Origin of the sequence: Pseudomonas sp. PDM30 (assembly GCF_019218985.1) — a bacterium.
Classification (GTDB): Bacteria; Pseudomonadota; Gammaproteobacteria; order Pseudomonadales; family Pseudomonadaceae; genus Aquipseudomonas; species Aquipseudomonas jessenii.
Genome location: NZ_JAHUWM010000015.1, coordinates 47,384 through 67,083, shown reverse-complemented (window position 1 = coordinate 67,083; position 19,700 = coordinate 47,384). Strand labels below are relative to the sequence as shown.

Here is a 19,700-nt window from a genome sequence, read left to right as displayed (position 1 = left end):
CAGTGCATGCCGGCGGCGGTGCGCATGTTGGCCACCAGCACATCGCGCAGGTCCAGGGGGTGCAGGTAGTTACGGTAGAAATCATGGGCCAGCCAGGCCTCCGTGCCCAGCACCTGGTCGGCACTGGCCACCTGGTCCGCGGGCCAGTCGAGGAACGGGCAGATCGAATAGAAGTGTTCGCTGTAAGAGGGCTCGCCGGGCAACATCGCGCCATGCACCGAGGCATTGACGATCAGCCCGGGGCGTTCATGGTCGGGGTTGCGCAGCACCAGGGTGAAGAAGCTGGCGGCGAATCGCTGGCGCAGGGCTTCCAGCAAACTAGCCCAGGGCGTGGGCTCCAGCGTGCCGTGGTAGACCAGCCCGAGCAGGTTGCTGAGCTCGGCAGAGGGGATGTCGATGCTGGCGTGCAGGTCCGGGCAGGTGGAAAAGGGCAGGGTCATGCGCGCCTCTTTGGCTGCGTGTTGTCATGGGCGAGTATCGACCGGGGTCACGGCGGCAAAATCGTCCGTTTGGCCTAGGCACTGACGGGCGCAGCGCATGCCCAAGGGGCAGGCTGCGCCCGGTAGCTCTTACAGCGCCAGCAGGGCTTCGACTATGCGTTCGGCGGCGGCCTCGGCAGACTCGTGCCGGGTGTCGATATGGATATCCGGCGCCACTGGCGGCTGGTAGGGCGAGTCGATGCCGGTGAAGTTCTTCAGCTCACCGCGCCGGGCTTTGAGGTACAGGCCCTTGGGGTCGCGCTGCTCGGCCAGGGCCAGCGGCGCATCGATGAAGATCTCGAGGAAGTTGCCGTCACCGGCCAGGCTGCGGGCCATGTCACGCTCGGCCCGGAACGGCGAGATGAACGAGACCAGGGTGATCAGTCCGGCATCGAGCATCAGCCTGGCCACCTCCGCGACCCGGCGGATGTTTTCCACCCGGTCGGCTTCGGTAAAGCCCAGGTCGCGGTTCAGGCCGTGGCGCACGTTGTCGCCGTCGAGCAGATAGGTGTGCCGGCCCAGGGCATGCAGCTTGCGCTCGACCAGGTTGGCGATGGTCGATTTACCCGCGCCGGACAAACCGGTAAACCACAGCACCCGTGGCGACTGGCCCTTGAGCGCGGCGTGAGCCTCGCGGTTGACGTCGATGGCCTGCCAGTGCACGTTCTGCGCACGACGCAAGGCGAAGTGCAGCATACCGGCACCGACCGTGCGATTGCTCAGGCGGTCGATAACGATAAAGCCCCCGGTATCGCGGTTGTCGGCATAAGCATCGAAGGCGATCGGCCGGTCCAGGTGCAGGTTGCATACGCCAATGCCGTTCAGCTCCAGGGTCTTGGCCGCCAGGTGCTCGAGGCTATTCACATCGACCCGGTGTTTGAGGTTGGCGCAGCTCATGCCGACGGTGCGGCAACCGATCTTCATCAGGTACGGGCGCCCCGGCAGCAGGGGCTGTTCGTCCATCCATACCAGGGTCGCTTCGAACTGGTCGGCCACCGCCGGCGGGGTGTCGGCCAGGGCGATCAGGTCGCCGCGGCTGATATCGATCTCGTCCTTGAGGGTCAGGGTCACGGCCTGGCCGCACAGGGCTTGCTGCTGCTCCCCGGCGCTGCCAAGGATGCCGGTGATCTCGCTCTGCTGGCCCGAGGGCAGCACCCGGATGCGCTCGCCGACGCGCACGCTGCCAGCCACGACGTTACCGCAATAGCCACGAAAATCCAGGTTCGGCCGGTTCACCCACTGCACCGGCAGACGGAACGCTGCCTGGCTCTGCCGGTCCTGCTCCAGCGGTACGTCTTCAAGGTAGGCAAGCAGGCTCGGGCCCTGGTACCAAGGCGTGTTGGGGCTGGCCTGGAGCATGTTGTCGCCGCGCAGCGCCGACAGCGGGATGCACTGGATATCCTGCAGGCCGATCTGTGCGGCGAAGGCGCGATACTCGGCTTCGATGCGCTCGAACACCGCCTGGGAGTAGTCCACCAGGTCGAGCTTGTTGATCGCCACCACCACCTTGCGGATGCCCAGCAGCGACACCAGGTAACTGTGCCGGCGGGTCTGGGTCAGCAAGCCCTGGCGGGCGTCGATGAGGATCACCGCCAGGTCGGCGGTGGACGCGCCGGTGACCATGTTGCGGGTGTACTGTTCGTGGCCGGGGGTGTCGGCGACGATGAACTTGCGCTTGTCGGTGGCAAAGAAGCGATAAGCTACATCGATGGTGATGCCTTGCTCGCGCTCGGCGCTCAGGCCGTCGACCAGCAGGGCGAAATCCAGTTCGTCACCCTGGGTGCCGAGCTTTTTCGAGTCGGCTTCAAGCTGGCCAAGCTGGTCCTCGAATAACACCTTGGATTCATACAGCAGTCGGCCGATCAGGGTGCTCTTGCCGTCGTCGACACTGCCACAGGTGATGAAGCGCAGCAGCTGCTTGTTCTGCTGTTGTTGCAGGTAGGGCGTCAGGTCGCCATTGCGTGCGTCGGTGATTGCGTTCATCAGAAATACCCCTCTTGTTTTTTCTTCTCCATGGAGCCCGCCGAGTCGCTGTCGATCAGGCGGCCCTGGCGTTCCGAGGTGCGGCTGACCAGCATTTCGCCGATGATCGCCGGCAGGTTGTCGGCGTCACTGTCGATGGCGCCGGTCAACGGGTAGCAGCCCAGGGTGCGGAAGCGCACCTTGCGCAGTTCCGGGGTTTCTCCGGGCAGCAGCGGCAGGCGCTCGTCGTCGACCATGATCAGCGTGCCGTCACGGCGTACCACCGGGCGCTCCTTGGCGAAGTACAAGGGCACGATGGGGATCTGTTCCAGGTAGATGTATTGCCAGATATCCAGCTCGGTCCAGTTCGACAGCGGGAACACCCGCAGGCTTTCACCCTTGCGCTTGCGTGTGTTGTACAGGTGCCAGAGCTCCGGGCGCTGCTGCTTGGGGTCCCAGCGGTGCTGCTCGGAGCGCAGCGAAAACACCCGCTCCTTGGCCCGCGACTTTTCCTCGTCGCGCCGGGCGCCGCCGAACGCGGCATCGAAACCGTAGTGGTCCAGGGCCTGCTTCAGGCCCTGGGTCTTCCACACATCGGTGTGCAAGGCCGAGCCGTGGATGAAAGGGTCGATGGCCTTTTCCACGCCTTCGGGGTTGATGTGCACCAGCAGTTCCAGGCCCAGGCGTTCGGCGGTCTGGTCGCGAAAGGCGATCATTTCGCGAAACTTCCAGGTGGTGTCCACGTGCAGCAGGGGGAAGGGCGGCTTGCCCGGGGCGAAGGCTTTCATCGCCAGGTGCAGCATGACCGCGCTGTCCTTGCCGATGGAGTAGAGCATCACCGGGTTTTCACACTCGGCCACCACTTCACGGATGATCTGGATGCTTTCCGCTTCCAGCCATTGCAGATGAGTCAACATCGAATACCTCCTCGAGTTCTGCCGGGATTGGCGCCGGCTGAACACCACGGTAGGTAAAGCACCGCCGGCACTTCTTCGTCTGCTTGGACGAAGAGGCGCCGGCAGCTGCAGGTCACGCGACGGACGCGTACAGCGTCTCGACACGGATCTTGAGGGCGTGGGCAACGGCATCGAACCCTTGTTTGACCCAAGCGCCATGATCGGTCATGACCTGGTCGGCGGTGGCGCCGAGGAACTGGTCGGTGGTGTGGTAGCGGCAACTGGCCGCGCCGGTGGGCTCGATGTGCTGCTCGCGACGGGCAGCGTCGGGATTGTCGGCGTTGGCATACATCTCCCAGGCGAGTAACCGGTGGGGTTCGAAGTCAGCCAGGTACTCGATCACGTGCAGCAGTTCACCAGGTCGTCCCGGATCGGGCAGAAACAGATTGACCGGTTCGCCCAGTCGCAAGCTGGACTCGACCTTGACGGTGTAGGGGTTCCACTGCGGATAACGCACCAGGTCGATCAGTACCGACCAGACAAATTCGGCCGGTGCGGCGATGTCCACGGTCACTGAACGGACCAGATTTTTCTCTGCGGTCATGGGTAACTCCTCTGAGGATGACTGCGCGCCACGAACTGCGGCGGGAAGTAAGCCATGGGCTCAGGCGCGATCCTCGCCGCTCACGGCGCACGGCTCCTCGTCCGTGCGGACTAGCAGGCGATTTAGTCCGCTTGGACGAAGAATCGGCAAGGGGGTGCTCCCTAAGGTCACTGGCAGCGGCGGACTTTCCGCCAACAGAGGAGACCGACATGGTTACAGACAGGATTGATCAGGAGGTGCTCAGCGGCGAAAGCTGGAACCTCTTCTGCGAGCAACTGCGGCGCAGCGGCGAGCAAATATTGCGCGCCGAGGCTCCGGCCGATGTGCAGACCCGCGCCGAAGGATTTCGCTATCTCACGCGTTTGCTGCGCATTGCACTGGAAATGCACCTGGAATTTGCCGATCCGGACTTCCCGGGCTTCATCACTCCCTCCCATGAAACCGCGAAAATTGGCGCCGACAACCCCGATAATCTGTATAGCTATGCGCGCCTCAACGGCGCGCACGAGTATCGGGTCAGCGGCCAGCGCGGCAGTGTTGCCTACCTCAGTTTCGGTTCCCAGAAGGGGGGCTACGAAACGGATGGCAAGATGATCCAGACCGGCTTTCTCGATGCAGGCATGTTGCAGTCGGATGCCGAAGGCAACTTCGAAATCATCCTCAGCCAGCATCCACCCGGCATCGGTAACTGGCTGCGGCTCGAACCGCAGAGCAATGCCTTGATTGTCCGCCAAACCTTTCTGGACCGTAGCAGCGAGCAGCCGGCGCAACTGCGCATTGAACGCCTCAATGCCCGCCAGACACCCGAACCGCTGAATGCGCCGCGCTTGCAACAAAGCCTGCAGCGGGTGGGAAGTTTCGTCGAGAACACCGCGCGGTTATTCGCCGACTGGGCTCAGGGTTATCAGAAACACACCAATCAACTGCCCGCCGCCGACCAGGCACTGTGCCAGTCGGTGGGGGGCGACCCGAACATTTTCTATTACCACTCCTACTGGGCTCTGGCTGATGACGAGGCATTGCTGATCGAGGTCGATCAGGTGCCCGACTGCGATTTCTGGAACGTGCAGATCAACAACTACTGGATGGAGTCGCTCGACTACCGCTACCACCGCATCTGTCTGAACAAACAGTCGGCGCAACTGGAGGCGGATGGCCGCTTGCGCATGATCCTCTGCTGCGTTGACCCTGGTCTGGCGAACTGGCTGGAAACTGCCGGCCATCCCCATGGCACCCTCTGCCTGCGATGGGTGGGAGCAAAGCAGCCGGTGCAGCCAACGACACGCGTGGTCAAACTCAATGATCTGAAGGAGCTTGTGCGATGAGTGCCAATGACTTCGCCCTGGATGCCTTGCTGGCTGAAGCTTGCGCACGTGCGGGCGGCCTCGACGATTTCGGCCCCGGCGATTTTCGCCAGGGCCTGGTGGTGCTGGCTGACGCCCTGGAAAAAGAAGCGCGGCTATCAGTGTCGGGGCGCGGACTGTTGCGTGAGAAACTGTTGGCGCAACTGGTCAACCGTCTGATCATCGAGGATCACTGTCGGCGTTACCCACAAATCCTCGAGCTGGAAATCAACGACCCACTGGTGATCGTCGGCCTGCCACGCACCGGCACCACGCTGCTGCAACGCACCCTGGCGGTGGACCCGCAGTTCAGCAAGGCGCAGTGGTGGGAAACCCGCTACCCGGCGCCCCTCGATGGGGAGACCCTGGAGCAGCCGTTGCAGCGCCTAGGTCGGGCGCGCGCCGAAGTGGCGGCGATGGTCGAGTTCCTTCCGCAATTGCTGGCCATTCACCCACTGGACGCCGAGCAGCCCGACGAAGAGTTCATGCTGATGGAGCACTCGTTCCTCTGCGCCATGGACTCCTACGTCAACGTCCCCAGCTACACCACCTGGCTCGACCGTCAGGACCAGACTCAGGTCTACCGTTACCTCAAGCGCTCCCTGCAGTTCCTGCAATGGCAGCAGGCACGCCGTGGCATCGCCCCCGGCCGGCGCTGGTTGCTCAAGAGCCCGCAGCACCTGCATACCCTGGAGCTGTTGTTCGAAGTGTTCCCCGGTGCGCAAGTGGTGCTCACCCATCGCGAACCGGCCAGGACCATTCCCTCGCTGGCCAGCTTCATCCATACCCTGTGGCAGCTGTACAGCGACCAGGCCGATGCCCAAGCCGTCGGCGAGCAGTGGAACCGGCGCATGGCGCGGGCCTTGCGCCATGCCATGGCGGTGCGCGAAGGCATGCCGGCCGGGCGCTTTCTCGATGTGCAGTTCGAAGACACCCTGGCCGCGCCCCAGGCAGTGGTCGAGCGCATCTATCGCTTCGCCGGCCTTGAATGCACGGCAAAGGTTCAGGCAGAGATGGGCCAATGGTTGTCCGTCAATGGCCGGGAAAAACGCGCTGCCCATCACTACAGCCCTGACCAGTTCGGCCTCAGCGATGCGCTGCTGCAGCGTGACTACGCCGAGTACCGCGCCCGGCATCTGAGCGCCTGAGCCTGCCCCATAACAATAAGAGGATTCATCCCATGCTGCTTAAAGACAAAGTCGTGATGGTCTCGGGCGTCGGCCCCGGGCTGGGTATCAAACTGGCCCTGGAGGCCGCGCGCGAAGGGGCGCGGGCCGTGGCCATCGGCGCCCGCGACAAGGGCCGACTGCTTGAGGCGCAACAGCGCATCAAGGCGGTCGCCGGGCATTGCGAAGTGCTGTGCGTGGCCACCGATATCACCGATGTGCAGGCCTGCAATCGTTTCGCCGAAGCCACCCTCGAGCAATTCGGCCGTATCGATGCGCTGATCAACAGCGCCTTTTCCCATGGCGGTTTCCAGGCGGTGGACGAGGCGGACAACGACCCGCTGCGCGAGGCCCTGGAGGTCAACCTGCTGGGCTCGCTGAACATGAGCCGCGCGGTGCTGGCGCCAATGCGCGCGCAGGGCGCGGGGGCGATCGTCATGATCAACACCCTGGGTGTGCGCAAACCGTATCAGGGTGGCGCGGCCTATGCCGCGTCGAAAAGCGCGCTGGCGGCCAGTGTGCGCTACCTGGCCAGCGAGCAGGCGGCCCACGGTTTGCGGGTCAACGCTCTGGCCTGTGGCTGGATGTGGGGCGAGCCGGTGCAGGCCCTGGTACGACAGAGTGCTGTCGCCCGGGGTGTCAGCGAAGAACAGGTGCGCGCCGAGTTCAGTGCCGGCATCCCTGGCGGACGCATGCGCAGCGACGAGGAGTGCGCCCGCGCTGCGTTGTTTCTGGCATCGGACTACGCCAGTGCGATCAATGGCGCGCAGCTCGATGCCAACGGCGGCGAAGTCATGTACTGAGGAGCAGGGCAGATGAACACAATCGATCACTGCGCTTTCAACGGCGATGCCGACGGTCTGTGCGCCCTGCAGCAGTTGCGCCTGGCGGGTGAACTGGATCCGCAGGTGCGCCTGGTCAGCGGGGTCAAGCGCGACATCGAGTTGTTGCGCCGGGTCCAGGCCGGGCCCGGCGAGCGGGTCACGGTGCTGGACGTGGCCCACGAGCAGAACCGCGAGGCCACCCGGCGCCTGCTCGACGCCGGCACCCGGGTACGCTACTTCGACCACCACTTTGCCGGTGAACTGCCGCAGCATCCGGCATTCGAGTCCTTCATCGACACGGCCGCCCAGGTGTGTACCAGCCTGCTGGTCAACACCTACCTGGACGGGCGTCATCACCGCTGGGCGGTGGCGGCTGCCTTTGGTGACGGCCTGGCCGGCCCGGCCCGGGTGCTGGCGGCGCAGCATGGCCTGGCCAGCAACGAGGTGCACGCCCTGGAGGAACTGGGCCTGCTGCTCAACTACAACGCCTATGGCGACAGCCTGTCGGACTTGCACTTCGAGCCGCTGGCGCTGGCCGCCGAGCTGCTGCCTTACCACGACCCGCTGGACTTCATCCGCCACAGCACAAGCTTCACCACCCTGCGCACCGGCCACGCCGCCGACATGGCTGCAGCCGCAGGCCTTGAACCCTGGCACGAGGGCCGAGGCGCGCAGCTGTACCGCCTGCCCGCGCAACCCTGGGCGCGGCGGGTCAGCGGTGTGCTGGCCAACCAACTGGCGGCCGGTGCGCCGCGCAAGGCGATCGGCTTGCTCAGCGCCAGGGCGGACGGTGACTGGGCGTTCAGCCTGCGGGTACCGGAAGAGGCCGGGCTGGCGGCGGATGCCTTCTGCCGGCAGTTTCCCACGGGGGGCGGGCGCAAGCGTGCTGCCGGGATCAACCATCTGGCCGAAGCGCAATTGAAGGAAGTCGCCGCACGCCTGCTCGATTGCTATCGCTGAGCAAAGGGCAACGCCCGGACCGGATCTGTCGGGGTGTTGCTTGCCACCAAAAGTCAGCGGTTCAAGCACCTGAACCGCTTGATCCAATATAGCTTGAATACAGTCTTATATTCCATAAAGCTAGTACAAACTATTTTTATAGTGCGTTTTAATCTATTCAGTATTTTGAATCGATTGGAGCACTTGTCTGTGAAAACTAAGGCACTTTTACCTTTTGGCTTGGCATTACTGGCTACCTGCTCGACGGCTTTCGCGGGCGCCACCCTGGATCGCGTAACCAGGAGCGGGGAGCTGACCGGCGTTCTGATGGAAAGCTATCCGCCATTCTCCTTTCTCAATGAACAGAACCAACTGGACGGGTTTGACGTCGATGTCGCCAAGGCCGTTGCGCAACGGCTAGGGGTGAAGCTGAAGCTGCAGACACCGTCTTGGGATGTCATAGCTGCCGGCCGCTGGAACGGACGATATGACATCTGCGTCTGCTCGATGACCCCGAGCAAGGCACGGGCCGAAGTGTTCGACTTTCCGGTGGAGTATTACCAGTCACCGGCCGTGATCGTGGTCAATGCCAAAGACAAGAACATCGTCACGGGCAAGGATCTGTCAGGTAAAAAAGTCGGCGTGATCAGTGCGTCGACCTATGAAGCCTATTTGAACAAGGATCTGGTGATTGAGGGCGCCGAGGACAAGCCGTTGAGCTATCCATTCGAAAGTGTCCAGATCGCGCCATACGACAACGAAACGGTAGCTTTCCAGGACCTGGCCTTGGGTACGGGCGTGCGCCTGGATGCCATGGTCACCAACCTCATCACTGCTCGCGAACGCATCGCCCAGGATCCTCGCTTTAAAATTGCCGGCGACACGCTGTATGCAGAGCCCAACGTGGTAGCGATCGAAAAGGGCGATCCGCAATGGAATGCCAAAGTCACTGAGGTCGTGACCCAGCTCAAGGCCGACGGCACATTAAGCAAGATTTCACAGAAGTGGATCGGTGCCGATATCAGCCAATGACAGCCCTCAATCCACACCCGGCCAAGACGGCTGTCGCCCCTGAAACCGAGACGCGTCGTTTCAGCCCGATAACTGGTTTTCGCACTCGACTGTATTTGACCTGGGCAGTGCTGTTTGGCCTGTGCGTCATGTTTTTCATGAGCTTCGATCTGAAGTTCTCGATCATTGTGCAGAAGCTGCCCAATCTGGTCGGCCTGCATTTGGGGCCTGACGGTTTCTTGCAAGGCGCCGCGCTGACACTGTTCCTGTGCTTGTGTTCGATCTGGCTTTCGTTGCTCCTTGGCTTCGTGACGGCACTGGCGCGCCTGTCTCGCAGTGCAGTGGCTTTCGGCGTTGCCAGTTTCTATGCGTCTTTTTTTCGCGGTACTCCACTGTTGATCCAGATCCTGCTGATCTACCTGGGGCTGCCGCAGTTGGGTGTCGTGCCGGGCGCCATCAGCGCGGGAATCATTGCGCTGTCGCTCAATTACGGTGCCTACCTCAGCGAGATTTTTCGTGCCGGCATCATGGCTGTAGCACCCGGACAGCGCGAAGCGGCGATGGCTCTGGGGCTGGGGCCGGCGGCAACGTTCCTGCACATCGTCCTGCCGCAAGCCATGCGCACGATCATTCCCCCGACAACCAGTCAGTTCATTTCAATGCTCAAGGACTCATCGTTGATATCGGTGATGGGTGTCTGGGAAGTGATGTTCCTGGCGCAGTCGTACGGTCGCTCGTCTTACCGCTACATCGAAATGCTCACCACCGCAGCCGTTATCTATTGGCTCCTGTCCATTGGACTGGAGTTGATACAGAACCGTCTTGAACGCCACTACGGCAAAGGTTTCAAGCATCAGCGCTGACCCGTCCGTTTAATGACTTTTTACAGGTACTACGATGTCCGATCCAAAACCTCTGTTGTTTGCGTTATACGAGCAAGCCAGCGTTGGCTGTGGCGGCGCGCCGAGCCTCTGGACGCACCCGGCTGACGAGCGACTGACCATCAACTCGCTGGGCTACTGGTCGAACCTGGCACGCATCGCCGACCAGGCTCATCTCGACATGCTGTTTTTTGGTGATGTGCTGGGTTTCTACGATGTGTTTGGCGGTAATGCCGACGCGGCCATGAAGTGGGCGGTGGAAGCACCGGCCAACGACCCGTTGATGATCATCCCGGCATTGGCCGCCGTGACGGAAAACCTCGCCTTCGGCGTCACGGTCACCACCAGTTACGAGCATCCTTTCACCCACGCCCGGCGCTTCAGCACGCTGGACCACCTGACCAATGGCCGGGTCGGCTGGAACATCGTCACCTCCTACCTGACCAGCGCCGCTCGCAACTTCGGCCTGGAGCAGATGATCAAGCACGATGATCGCTATGAACGCGCAGATGAATTTCTCGATGTGGTCTACAAACTCTGGGAAGGCAGCTGGGCAAGCGATGCCGTGGTTGCCGACAAGTCTCGCCAGGTCTATGCCAAGGGCGATCGCGTGCGACCGATCAATCATGTTGGCGAGCATTACCGGGTGGCCGGGCCGCATTTGACGTCCCCGTCACCGCAACGCACACCCTTGCTGATCCAGGCCGGTTGGTCAGGCCGCGGCCGCGAGTTTGCGGCCAAGCACGCCGAACTGATTTTCATCGCCAAGTCCAACCCGCTGGAGATTCGCCAGGGATTGGAAGATATATGGACGCAGGCCAGGGCACGGGGGCGTCATGCCGGGGATGTCAAATCACTGACGGTACTTCGCATCGTCACAGCCAGGACCGAGATCGAAGCCCAACGCAAATATGACGAACTGCAAAGCAACTATCACTTGCAGGCGCAACTGGTGAGCTATGCCGGTGATACCGGTATCGACATCAGCCGCTACGCGGACAGCGACGCGTTGTCCACTCACACCGAAGGCATGACTTCCTATGTGATGCGTCCTGATGGAAGTGGCAAGCCCTTGACCGCCGGCGATGTCAAACAGCGCTTTGCCAATGTCACCCGGGGCAGTGATCTGATTCTGGTGGGAACGCCGCAACAAGTGGCCGATCGGATCGAAGAGCACGCCCGTATTTCCGGCACCAGCGGCTACATGCTCAACCCGCTGATCAGCCCGGGCAGCCTTGAGGACTTCGTTGAACTGATCATTCCTGAACTGCAAAAACGCGGCTTGTATCGTACCCAGCCACAGAGCGGTACTTTCCGTTCGCGGTTACGGGACGATGGCGCCAGCCATTTACCGGATTCTGCTTACGGCGCCTCATTCCGATTTGATAAAGGTCTTTAGGGCGGGACAGTCCTGAAAAAAAGCGGCTCTCCAGAGGCTAATGCCGGTCAGTTAAGCCCGGGACACTGTGGGAGCGAGCTTGCTCGCGAAGAGGCCGGCACATTCAACAGAGATACTGGCTGACCCACCACTATCGCGAGCAAGCTCGCTCCCACAGTTTTGATCTTCAGTGAATGCCAATACTGCGGTTGCTCACAATCTCTGTGGGCGCGGGCTTGCTCGCGAAGAGGCCGGCACATCCAACAGCGATATTGGCTGACCCACCGCTATCGCGAGCAAGCTCGCTCCCACAGTTTTGATCTTCAGTGAACGCCAATCCTGCGGTTGGCCACCATCCCTGTGGGAGCGGGCTTGCCCGCGAAGAGGCCGGCACATCCAACAGAGATGTTGGCTGACCCACCGCTATCGCGAGCAAGCCCGCTCCCACAGTTTTGATCTTCAGTGAACGCCAATCCAACGACCGGCCACCATCCCTGTGGGAGCGGGCTTGCCCGCGAAGAGGCCGGCACATCCAACAAAGATATTGGCTGACCCACCGCTATCGCGAGCAAGCCCGCTCCCACAGTTTTGACTTTCGGTGAACGCCAATCTAACGACCTGCCACCATCCCTGTGGGAGCGGGCTTGCTCGCGAAGAGGCCGGCACATCCAACAAAGATATTGGCTGACCCACCGCTATCGCGAGCAAGCTCGCTCCCACAGTTTTGACTTTCGGTGAACGCTAATCCAACGACCGGCCACAATCCCTGTGGGAGCGGGCTTGCCCGCGAAGAGGCCGGCACATTCAACAGAGATACTGGCTGACCCACCGCTATCGCGAGCAAGCTCGCTTTCGCAGTTTTGATCTTCAGTGAATGCTAATCCTGCGGTTGGCCACCATCCCTGTGGGAGCGGGCTTGCCCGCGAAGAGGCCGGTACATCCAACAGAGATATTGGCTGACCCACCGCTATCGCGAGCAAGCTCGCTCCCACCGTGTGACCTGATTACTTCAAGTACCACCCCCAAGGCTGGTCGCTGACGTACTCGGTCACCTGTTTGACCTCCAGGTAATTGTGTAGCCCCCATTGGCCCAGTTCGCGGCCGATGCCGCTGTGTTTCATGCCGCCCCAGGGGGCTTCGACGAAGGTCGGTTGCGAGCAGTTGACCCAGACGATCCCGGCGCGCAGCTGGTTGGCGACCCGGGCGGTGCGCTGCAAGTCCGCGCTCATCACGGCGGCGGCCAGGCCGAAGCGACTGGCGTTGGCCATTTGCAGCGCTTGCTCTTCGGTCTTGAAGCGCTTGATGCACAGCACCGGGCCGAACACTTCTTCGCGCCACAAAATGCTGCTGTGGCCAGGCTCGTCGAAAATCGCTGGCTCGACGAAGTAACCTTCGCGCAAGTGCGCCGGTCGCCGTCCGCCCGTGAGCAAACGGGCGCCACTGGCCAGGCCCTGGTCGATGAAGCCGAGCACCTTGTCGTACTGGCCCTGGCTGACCAGCGGACCGAGCAGCACGCCGGGCTGCATGCCTGGGCCAATGCTGATCTTGCGGGTTTCCTCCACCAGCCGTTCGATCAGGCGCGCAGCGATGGTTTCCTGTACCAGCAGACGAGATGTGGCGCTGCACACCTGGCCCTGGTTCCAGAAAATCCCGAACAAAATCCACTCCACGGCGGCTTCGACATCGGCGTCATCGAACACGATAAAGGCAGACTTGCCCCCCAGTTCCAGGCTTATGTTCTTGATGTCGCGGGCCGCTGCCGACATGATTTTCGCGCCGGTGGGCACGCTGCCGGTGAAGGCCAGTTTGTCCACCCCCGGATGCTCGGTGAGCGGGCTGCCGGCATCGGCGCCGAGGCCGGTGACCAGGTTCAACACCCCGGCGGGCAAGCCGATACGATCGGCGGCAGCGGCCAGTTCCAGGGCGGTCAGCGGCGTCAGTTCCGACGGCTTCAACACCACAGTGGCCCCGGCTGCCAAAGCCGGCGCAACCTTCCACGCGGCCATCAGCAGCGGGTAGTTCCAGGGAATGATCTGCCCGGCCACGCCAATCGGCTCGTGGCGGATGCGGCAGTGGAAACGCGCGTCCGGCAAGTCCAGCGGCTGATCCTGTTGCTGATCCAGTTCGCGGGCCAACCCGGCGTAGTAGCGAAAACAGGCGATGGCGTCACCAATGTCCCACTGCGCTTCGGGCAAGGGTTTGCCGTTGTCGCGCACTTCCAGTTCCGCCAGCGCCTGCTGGCCACTTTCCAGTTCATCGGCCAGCGCCTCCAGCCATTGCCCGCGCTCGGCGCCGCTGGTCTGGTCCCAGCCATTGTCAAAGGCGCGACGGGCCGCACGCACGGCATGGTCGACATCCTCTTCAGTGCCTGCCGCCACGCGGTGGAAGACTTGCTCGGTGGCCGGATCAATCACGTCCAGATAGCCGCCCAGGTCCGGGCTGACCCATTCGCCGTTGATATAGAGCTGATCACGCATGGTGCGACTCCTGGACGCCGATGCGGCGGTTTTGCAGATGGCGGGAAGTGAACAGCAGGGCCAGCGACACGCAGATGATTACCGTGGAAATTGCGTTGATCTCCGGCGTCACGCCACGGCGGATGGAGGAAAAGATGTAGATCGGCAACGTCGTTTCGGAACCGGCAACGAAGAACGCGATGATGAAATCGTCGAAGCTGAAGGTGAACGCCAACAGGAACCCGGCCATGATCGCAGGACTGATCTGCGGCAGGGTCACCCGCCAGAAGGTGTCCATCGGTGGCGCGTACAGGTCCGCGGAGGCTTCCAGCAAGGCCTTGTCCAGGGAATCGACGCGGCTGCGCACGATCACCATCACCAGTGCCATGGTGAAAAGCGAATGCGCGGCGATCACGGTGAAGAACCCCATGTTCAACTTCGGTACCGTCGGCAACCAGGTCGCCAGCAACGGGTTGATCAGGTCGAACAGGCTGATGAAGGCAATCAGCGTCGAGATGCCGATGACGATGCCCGGCACGATGATCGCGCAATAGGTCAGCGCATCGAACAGCATCCGTACCTTGGCGCCGCAGCGCTGCAAGCCGAACACCGCCAGGGTGCCGAACAGCGTGGCTATCACCGCCGAACTGAAGGCGATCAGCGCGCTGTTGCCCAGGGCTTCCATGATGAACGGGTTGCCGAATGCGGTGCCGAACCATTGCACCGAGCAGCACTGGAACGCCAGGCCACTGCGCCCGGCGTTGAAGCTGAACAGGACGATCAAGGCAATCGGCGCGTAGAGAAACAGGTACAGCGAGGTTGAATAGCTGCGCAGCCACATGTCACAGGCCTCCGTCGGCAGGGCGGCTGCCGTAGCGCGCCACCAGTTTCAGATACACGCCGATGATCAGCAGCATCATCGCTACCAACGTCATGGCCAGCGCACTGCCGAACGGCCAGTTGCGCGATTGCAGGAACAGGTCGACCAGCGCGTTGCCGACAAAGAACACCTTGCCGCCGCCGAGAATGGCCGGGATCAGGAACTCGCCCATCAGCAGGATGAACACCAGCATCACCCCGGTGATGATCCCCGGCGCGGACAGCGGCAGGGTGATCCGGCGGAAGCTTTCGAAGGCGCTGGCACCCAGGTCCGCCGAGGCTTCGAGCAGGCGCTTGTCGAGTTTTTCCAGGCTGACGTAGATCGGGAACACCATCAGCGGCAGGTAGCCGTAGACGATGCCGATCAGCACCGCCCACGGCGTGTTGATCAGCCGCACATCCTCAAGACCCAGGCTGGCCAGCAGCGCCGGGATGCCCTTGCCGCTGAGGATGAAAATCCACGCGTAGGTGCGGATCAGGAAACTGGTCCAGAACGGCACGATCACCAGGGTCAGCAACAGCGAGCGGTTCCTTGTGACCTTGACCGCAAGGAAGTACGCCAATGGATAAGCCGCCACCAGGCACACCAGGGTGCCCAGCGGCGCCAACATCAGCGTGTTGCTGAACGCCGCGCCGCGAGAACCGAGGTTCAGGTAGTTGACCAGTGTGAAGCCACCGGCGTAACCGCCCACGGCGCTGCGCTCGCCGAAACTGAAGACCAGGATGATCACCAGCGGCATCAACAACAGCAGCAGGAACCACAGGGTCGAAGGCAAGAGCATCAGCAGGGTAATGCGCCGGCCGAGGCTGCGCCGTTGGCGAACCTCGACCGACAGGGCATGGCCCGGCTGCACCGTTTGCGGGTGGGCGGCGGCATTCATGGGTGACTCCTCATTGGCCATGGTCAAGCGATCAGGCGGACTTGAAACGCGCCATCAGTTCGGCGCGCGCCGGGCTGGTCAGCGTCGCGGCGGCACCGAACTCCAGCGGGCTCAGGGCCTCGGCGGCCGGGTACATGATCGGATCGTCGAGCATCGCCACAGGCAGCAGCGCGTCGACACGCTTGTCGCCGCTCGGGTAGCCGTGGCTCAGCACTTCCAGCTTGTTGTGCTGCGGATCGAGCAGGTAGTTGATGAACGCGTAGGCGGCATCCTTGTGCTCCGAGCTTTTGGGAATCGCGAAGAAGTCGCTCCACAACTCGCCACCTTCCTTGCCCAGTTCGAACTGCATTTGCGCATTGTCGCGGTGCAGTTGCGAAGCATCGCCGGTCCAGGACATCGCCAGCCAGGCATCGCCGCTGCGCATCGACGGCTGGATGTCGGAGTTGATCGCGAACAGGTGTGGCTTGACCTCGATCAGCAGCTTTTCGGCATCGGCCAGTTCTTTCGGGTCCAGGGAGTTGAAGCTGTAGCCAAAGCTTTTCAGCGCGTTGCCGATGGCGGTCAACTGGTAGTCGTGGACAATTGTCCGGCCACTGGCCGGGCCTTGGGCGGCGGCCCAGAATTCCTTCCAGCTGGCTGGGCCGTTTTTCAGTTTGCCGGCGTCGTAGAGCATGCCGGTGGTGCCCCAGTTTTTCGGTACCGCGTAGACCTTGCCGTCCACCGTGCCCTGGGCCATGAACTTTTGCTGGAACGCCGAGGCGTCGAAGTTGGGGATGCGCGACAGGTCCAGCGGCTCGATCAGCCCCAGGCCGACGTAGGTGCTGATGGTGTAGTTGGTCGGCACCAGCACGTCCCAGCCACTGCCGCCGGCCTGCAATTTGGCGAGCATTTCCTCGTTGGAACCAAACACGCTCATCGACACCCGGGCGCCTGTGGTCTTGCCGAAGGCGTCGAGGTTTTCCTGGCTGTGGTAGTTCGGCCAGGTCGCCAGCGACAGGCGATCACCGAGCTTGGTTTGCTCGGCGGCTTCTGCGGTGGAGGTCAGCAGGCCGGGCATGTTGGTCGCGACCACGGCGGCGGCGATCCCAAGGCCCGTGCGGCCAAGGAACTCACGGCGGCTGATCGAGCCGTTCTGCCAGCTGCGCAGGGTGTTTATAAAAGTCTTCTGGTCCATAGCACGCTCCACATCCGGTTGATGAAACGAATCGATGATTTACAACGCCATGGCCAGGCCATTGGCGTGATCCCAGCCGACGCGCACTGCCGCGCCGTGTTCGAATGCATTGGCGCCGTGATCCTGCTGGCGCGGCACCCGCACGCAAACCACGCCAAAGGCCTGGGTGCGCACGCGGTACTCGGTGGAATTGCCCAGATAAATGCGATCTTCCACGCAGCCCGGCAGCTTCACTTCCCGGGTCATCTCGGCGTTGGCCCCGGCGATGCTGATCAGCTCAGGCCGCACCGCAATGCAACCGGCGGCGTTGGCGCTCAGGGCTTTGCCGGTGGGGGTGAGGGGGCTGGTCAGTTCCAGCCCTTGCTCGGTGCGCAGCACCACGGAGTTGCCGTTGAGCTGGCGCACGGTGCCGTCGAACAGATTGGACTCACCGATAAAGTCGGCCACATAGCGGCTGGCCGGGGCTTCATAGAGTTGTTCCGGAGTGGCGGTCTGGATGATCGAACCGTTGTGCATCACGCTGATGCTGTCACTCATCGACAGGGCTTCTTCCTGGTCGTGGGTGACCAGCACGAAGGTGATGCCGACCTCGCGTTGCAAGCGCAGCAATTCCGATTGCATCTCCTTGCGCAGCTTGCGGTCCAGTGCGGCCAGTGGCTCGTCGAGCAGCAACACCGTCGGCTTGTTCACCAGCGCACGGGCGAGGGCGACACGCTGTTGCTGGCCGCCTGAAAGCTCGCTCGGCTTGCGCTGACCGAAGCCGCTCAGGCGTACCATCTCCAGCGCCTCATCGGCCATGCGCAGTTGCTGTTTTTTGTCAGGGCGCGGGGTGCGATAGCGCAGGCCATAGGCAATGTTCTGTGCCACGGTCAGGTGCGGAAACAGCGCGTAATGCTGGAACACCATATTCACCGGCCGCTCGAACGCCGGCACACCGGCCACGCTCTTGCCGGCCAAGCGGACCTCGCCGCTGGTGGGCTGTTCGAAGCCGGCGATCATGCGCAAGGTGGTGGTCTTGCCGCAGCCCGAGCCGCCGAGGAAGGAATGAAACGAGCCACGGCGCACCGCGAAATCCAGACCGCCGACGGCCTGCACCTCGCCATAGCGTTTGACCACATTGCAGAATTCGATATCGCTTGACGGGGTGTTGTTCACGAGACGGGCTCCCTTGCAGTGATGAATCAGTGCGTCGGGGGCCAAACTAGCAATCGGGGTTTTGCGGTGTATATATCCCTTGGGGGATAGAAGCGGATTGTCGTAGGAGCGAGCTCGCTCGCGATGAACTCAAGAGCACTGTGTTGAGCCAGTCATCACGCGTAATCGTTAACGACCATCGCGAGCGGGCTCGCTCCTACAGGGATTTGAGGTGAATACAAATTTTGTTTACACCGCCGACCATTGTGGGAGCGAGCTTGCTCGCGATGGCGGTGTGTCAGACACATGGATGTTGAATGTAAGGCCGCAATCGCGAGCGAGCTCGCTCCCACAAGGGATTATTGCCAACCGACAGGTATTAACCTGCAAACTGAGCCCAGGGGCGCTGGATCAGCTTGATCCGCCCTGACCACAATCTCCAGATCACCGATAGAACTGTGGGAGCGAGCTTGCTCGCGATGGCGGTGTGTCAGACACATGGATGTTGAATGTAAGGCCGCAATCGCTAGCGAGCTCGCTCCCACAAGGGATTATTGCCAACCGACAGGTATTAACCTGCAAACTGAGCCCAGGGGCGCTGGATCAGCTTGATCCGCCCTGACCACAATCTCCAGATCACCGATAGAACTGTGGGAGCGAGCTTGCTCGCGATGGCGGTGTGTCAGACACATGGATGTTGAATGTAAGGCCGCAATCGCGAGCAAGCTCGCTCCCACAGGGGGGGCTGCTAGCCGACAGGTATCAGGCTTGCAGCTTGAGGCCGGGCGCCTGCAACGGATCCTCCGTCAGCTCCCGAATAAACAACCCCAGCAACTCCGACTGGCTGCCAATGCCCAGCTTGGCGTAGATGTTCTTGCGGTGAATCTTCACCGTGCCGGGGCTGATGTTCAGTTGTTCGGCCACTGAGGCGCTGGAGTGGCCGCGCAGCAACAGTTGAACGATTTCCTGCTCGCGTCCGGTGAGGATGTGCGCGCCGAAGTGGTCGAAGGCTTCGCGGATCTTGAAGTCCAGGTCCTGCGCCGGTCGCGGTTCCTGAGCCTGACGCAAGCGCCAGGCCTCATTGATGACCTGCTCGACCACCGCTTGCGCGCACTCGACCAGTTGCATTTCGTCCCGGCTGAATGCACAGCTGGCGCTGGATCGCATCAGCGACAACACCGCCATGGCGCCACCGCCGAGGTCGACGAAGAACGCCACTTCCTCGGCCAGTCCGGTTTGCTGGTAATAGGTCAGGAAGTACTCGCCGAGGTAGAAGTGGTCGGGGGCGAACTGGCGCAGACGCCACAGCCCCGGCGCCTGCCCACGGGTACAAGCCAGGTAGAAGGGATCCAGTAGGTAAGGCCCGCACTGATAGTCGTCGACATACACCGCCCGCTTGTCCGCCGAGAACGTATCGAACAACGCCAGTGGCCGGTGATTGCCTTCGTAGACAAACAACACGAAATGATCGACCGGGCAGATTTGCCGAAGCCAATGGCTCAACCCCGACAACCGCCCATGCCCGGCAGGCAGGTTGAGCAGGTGGGCGACACCGGTGGTCCAGAGTTTCAGTTCCTTGGGGCGCATGGCGGCTACAGGCAGAAGAGGATGGCCTTTGGATGCACAAAGTACGCCATGGCGGTATTGCCCGTGTGAAGCGCGGCGGTTGGCGGTGCGTCGTGGCGAAGACGCA

At 62.1% G+C, this 19,700-nt stretch carries 16 protein-coding genes; 7 read left to right on the top strand and 9 right to left on the bottom strand.

Annotated features, from left to right (window positions below; all coding sequences use genetic code 11):
* Nucleotides 1-569: 569 nt before the first annotated feature.
* Genes cysN through KW840_RS26605 form a run of 3 tightly spaced genes read right to left on the bottom strand, consistent with a single transcriptional unit; the run spans nt 570 to nt 3,941 of the window.
* A complete protein-coding gene (gene cysN / locus KW840_RS26615) occupies nt 570-2,462 on the bottom strand; it encodes a sulfate adenylyltransferase subunit CysN (RefSeq protein WP_057715276.1) in 1,893 nt (630 codons plus the stop codon).
* Nucleotides 2,462-3,529, bottom strand: coding sequence for a sulfate adenylyltransferase subunit CysD (cysD, locus tag KW840_RS26610; protein ID WP_256353645.1), 1,068 nt, complete (start codon nt 3,527-3,529; stop codon nt 2,462-2,464). The genes cysN and cysD overlap by 1 nt, the downstream gene beginning before the upstream one ends.
* Complete coding sequence (locus tag KW840_RS26605) at nt 3,471-3,941, bottom strand: SRPBCC domain-containing protein (RefSeq protein WP_057715274.1); 471 nt, start codon at nt 3,939-3,941, stop codon at nt 3,471-3,473. The genes cysD and KW840_RS26605 overlap by 59 nt, the downstream gene beginning before the upstream one ends.
* 209 nt (nt 3,942-4,150) lie before the next feature.
* On the opposite strand from KW840_RS26605, the gene KW840_RS26600 reads away from it, so the two are divergent.
* The 7 genes from KW840_RS26600 to KW840_RS26570 all read left to right on the top strand — a co-directional run bounded on the left by KW840_RS26600 (nt 4,151) and on the right by KW840_RS26570 (nt 11,504).
* A complete protein-coding gene (locus tag KW840_RS26600) occupies nt 4,151-5,266 on the top strand; it encodes a DUF1214 domain-containing protein (protein ID WP_159389773.1) in 1,116 nt (371 codons plus the stop codon).
* Nucleotides 5,263-6,432 carry a sulfotransferase gene (locus tag KW840_RS26595; RefSeq protein WP_218498302.1) on the top strand — a complete coding sequence of 390 codons (1,170 nt, stop codon included), beginning with the start codon at nt 5,263-5,265 and terminating at the stop codon, nt 6,430-6,432. Before KW840_RS26600 ends, KW840_RS26595 begins: the two co-directional genes overlap by 4 nt.
* 32 nt (nt 6,433-6,464) lie before the next feature.
* Nucleotides 6,465-7,253: an SDR family oxidoreductase gene (locus tag KW840_RS26590; RefSeq protein ID WP_218498301.1), complete on the top strand. Its 789-nt coding sequence runs from the start codon at nt 6,465-6,467 to the stop codon at nt 7,251-7,253.
* Between the two features lie 12 nt (nt 7,254-7,265).
* Nucleotides 7,266-8,234, top strand: coding sequence for a DHH family phosphoesterase (locus tag KW840_RS26585; protein ID WP_218498300.1), 969 nt, complete (start codon nt 7,266-7,268; stop codon nt 8,232-8,234).
* Nucleotides 8,235-8,423: 189 nt separating this feature from the next.
* Nucleotides 8,424-9,245 (top strand): ABC transporter substrate-binding protein, encoded by an 822-nt coding sequence (locus KW840_RS26580; protein WP_218498313.1) that lies wholly within the window; start codon nt 8,424-8,426, stop codon nt 9,243-9,245.
* Complete coding sequence (locus KW840_RS26575; RefSeq protein ID WP_218498299.1) at nt 9,242-10,087, top strand: amino acid ABC transporter permease; 846 nt, start codon at nt 9,242-9,244, stop codon at nt 10,085-10,087. Before KW840_RS26580 ends, KW840_RS26575 begins: the two co-directional genes overlap by 4 nt.
* A gap of 34 nt (nt 10,088-10,121) precedes the next feature.
* Complete coding sequence (locus KW840_RS26570) at nt 10,122-11,504, top strand: LLM class flavin-dependent oxidoreductase (RefSeq protein WP_218498298.1); 1,383 nt, start codon at nt 10,122-10,124, stop codon at nt 11,502-11,504.
* Between the two features lie 983 nt (nt 11,505-12,487).
* Here KW840_RS26570 and KW840_RS26565 read toward each other — a convergent pair.
* The 6 genes from KW840_RS26565 to KW840_RS26540 all read right to left on the bottom strand — a co-directional run bounded on the left by KW840_RS26565 (nt 12,488) and on the right by KW840_RS26540 (nt 19,594).
* Nucleotides 12,488-13,960, bottom strand: coding sequence for an aldehyde dehydrogenase family protein (locus KW840_RS26565; RefSeq protein ID WP_218498297.1), 1,473 nt, complete (start codon nt 13,958-13,960; stop codon nt 12,488-12,490).
* A complete protein-coding gene (locus KW840_RS26560; protein ID WP_218498296.1) occupies nt 13,953-14,780 on the bottom strand; it encodes an ABC transporter permease in 828 nt (275 codons plus the stop codon). Before KW840_RS26560 ends, KW840_RS26565 begins: the two co-directional genes overlap by 8 nt.
* Nucleotide 14,781: 1 nt before the next feature.
* A complete protein-coding gene (locus tag KW840_RS26555) occupies nt 14,782-15,699 on the bottom strand; it encodes an ABC transporter permease (RefSeq protein WP_218498295.1) in 918 nt (305 codons plus the stop codon).
* A gap of 31 nt (nt 15,700-15,730) precedes the next feature.
* The gene (locus tag KW840_RS26550; protein ID WP_218498294.1) at nt 15,731-16,873 is read right to left on the bottom strand and encodes a PotD/PotF family extracellular solute-binding protein; all 1,143 of its coding nucleotides are present in this window, start codon (nt 16,871-16,873) and stop codon (nt 15,731-15,733) included.
* A gap of 39 nt (nt 16,874-16,912) precedes the next feature.
* Nucleotides 16,913-18,028: an ABC transporter ATP-binding protein gene (locus KW840_RS26545; protein WP_218498293.1), complete on the bottom strand. Its 1,116-nt coding sequence runs from the start codon at nt 18,026-18,028 to the stop codon at nt 16,913-16,915.
* 741 nt (nt 18,029-18,769) lie between these two features.
* The gene (locus tag KW840_RS26540) at nt 18,770-19,594 is read right to left on the bottom strand and encodes a response regulator transcription factor (RefSeq protein ID WP_218498292.1); all 825 of its coding nucleotides are present in this window, start codon (nt 19,592-19,594) and stop codon (nt 18,770-18,772) included.
* Between the last annotated feature and the right edge of the window lie 106 nt (nt 19,595-19,700).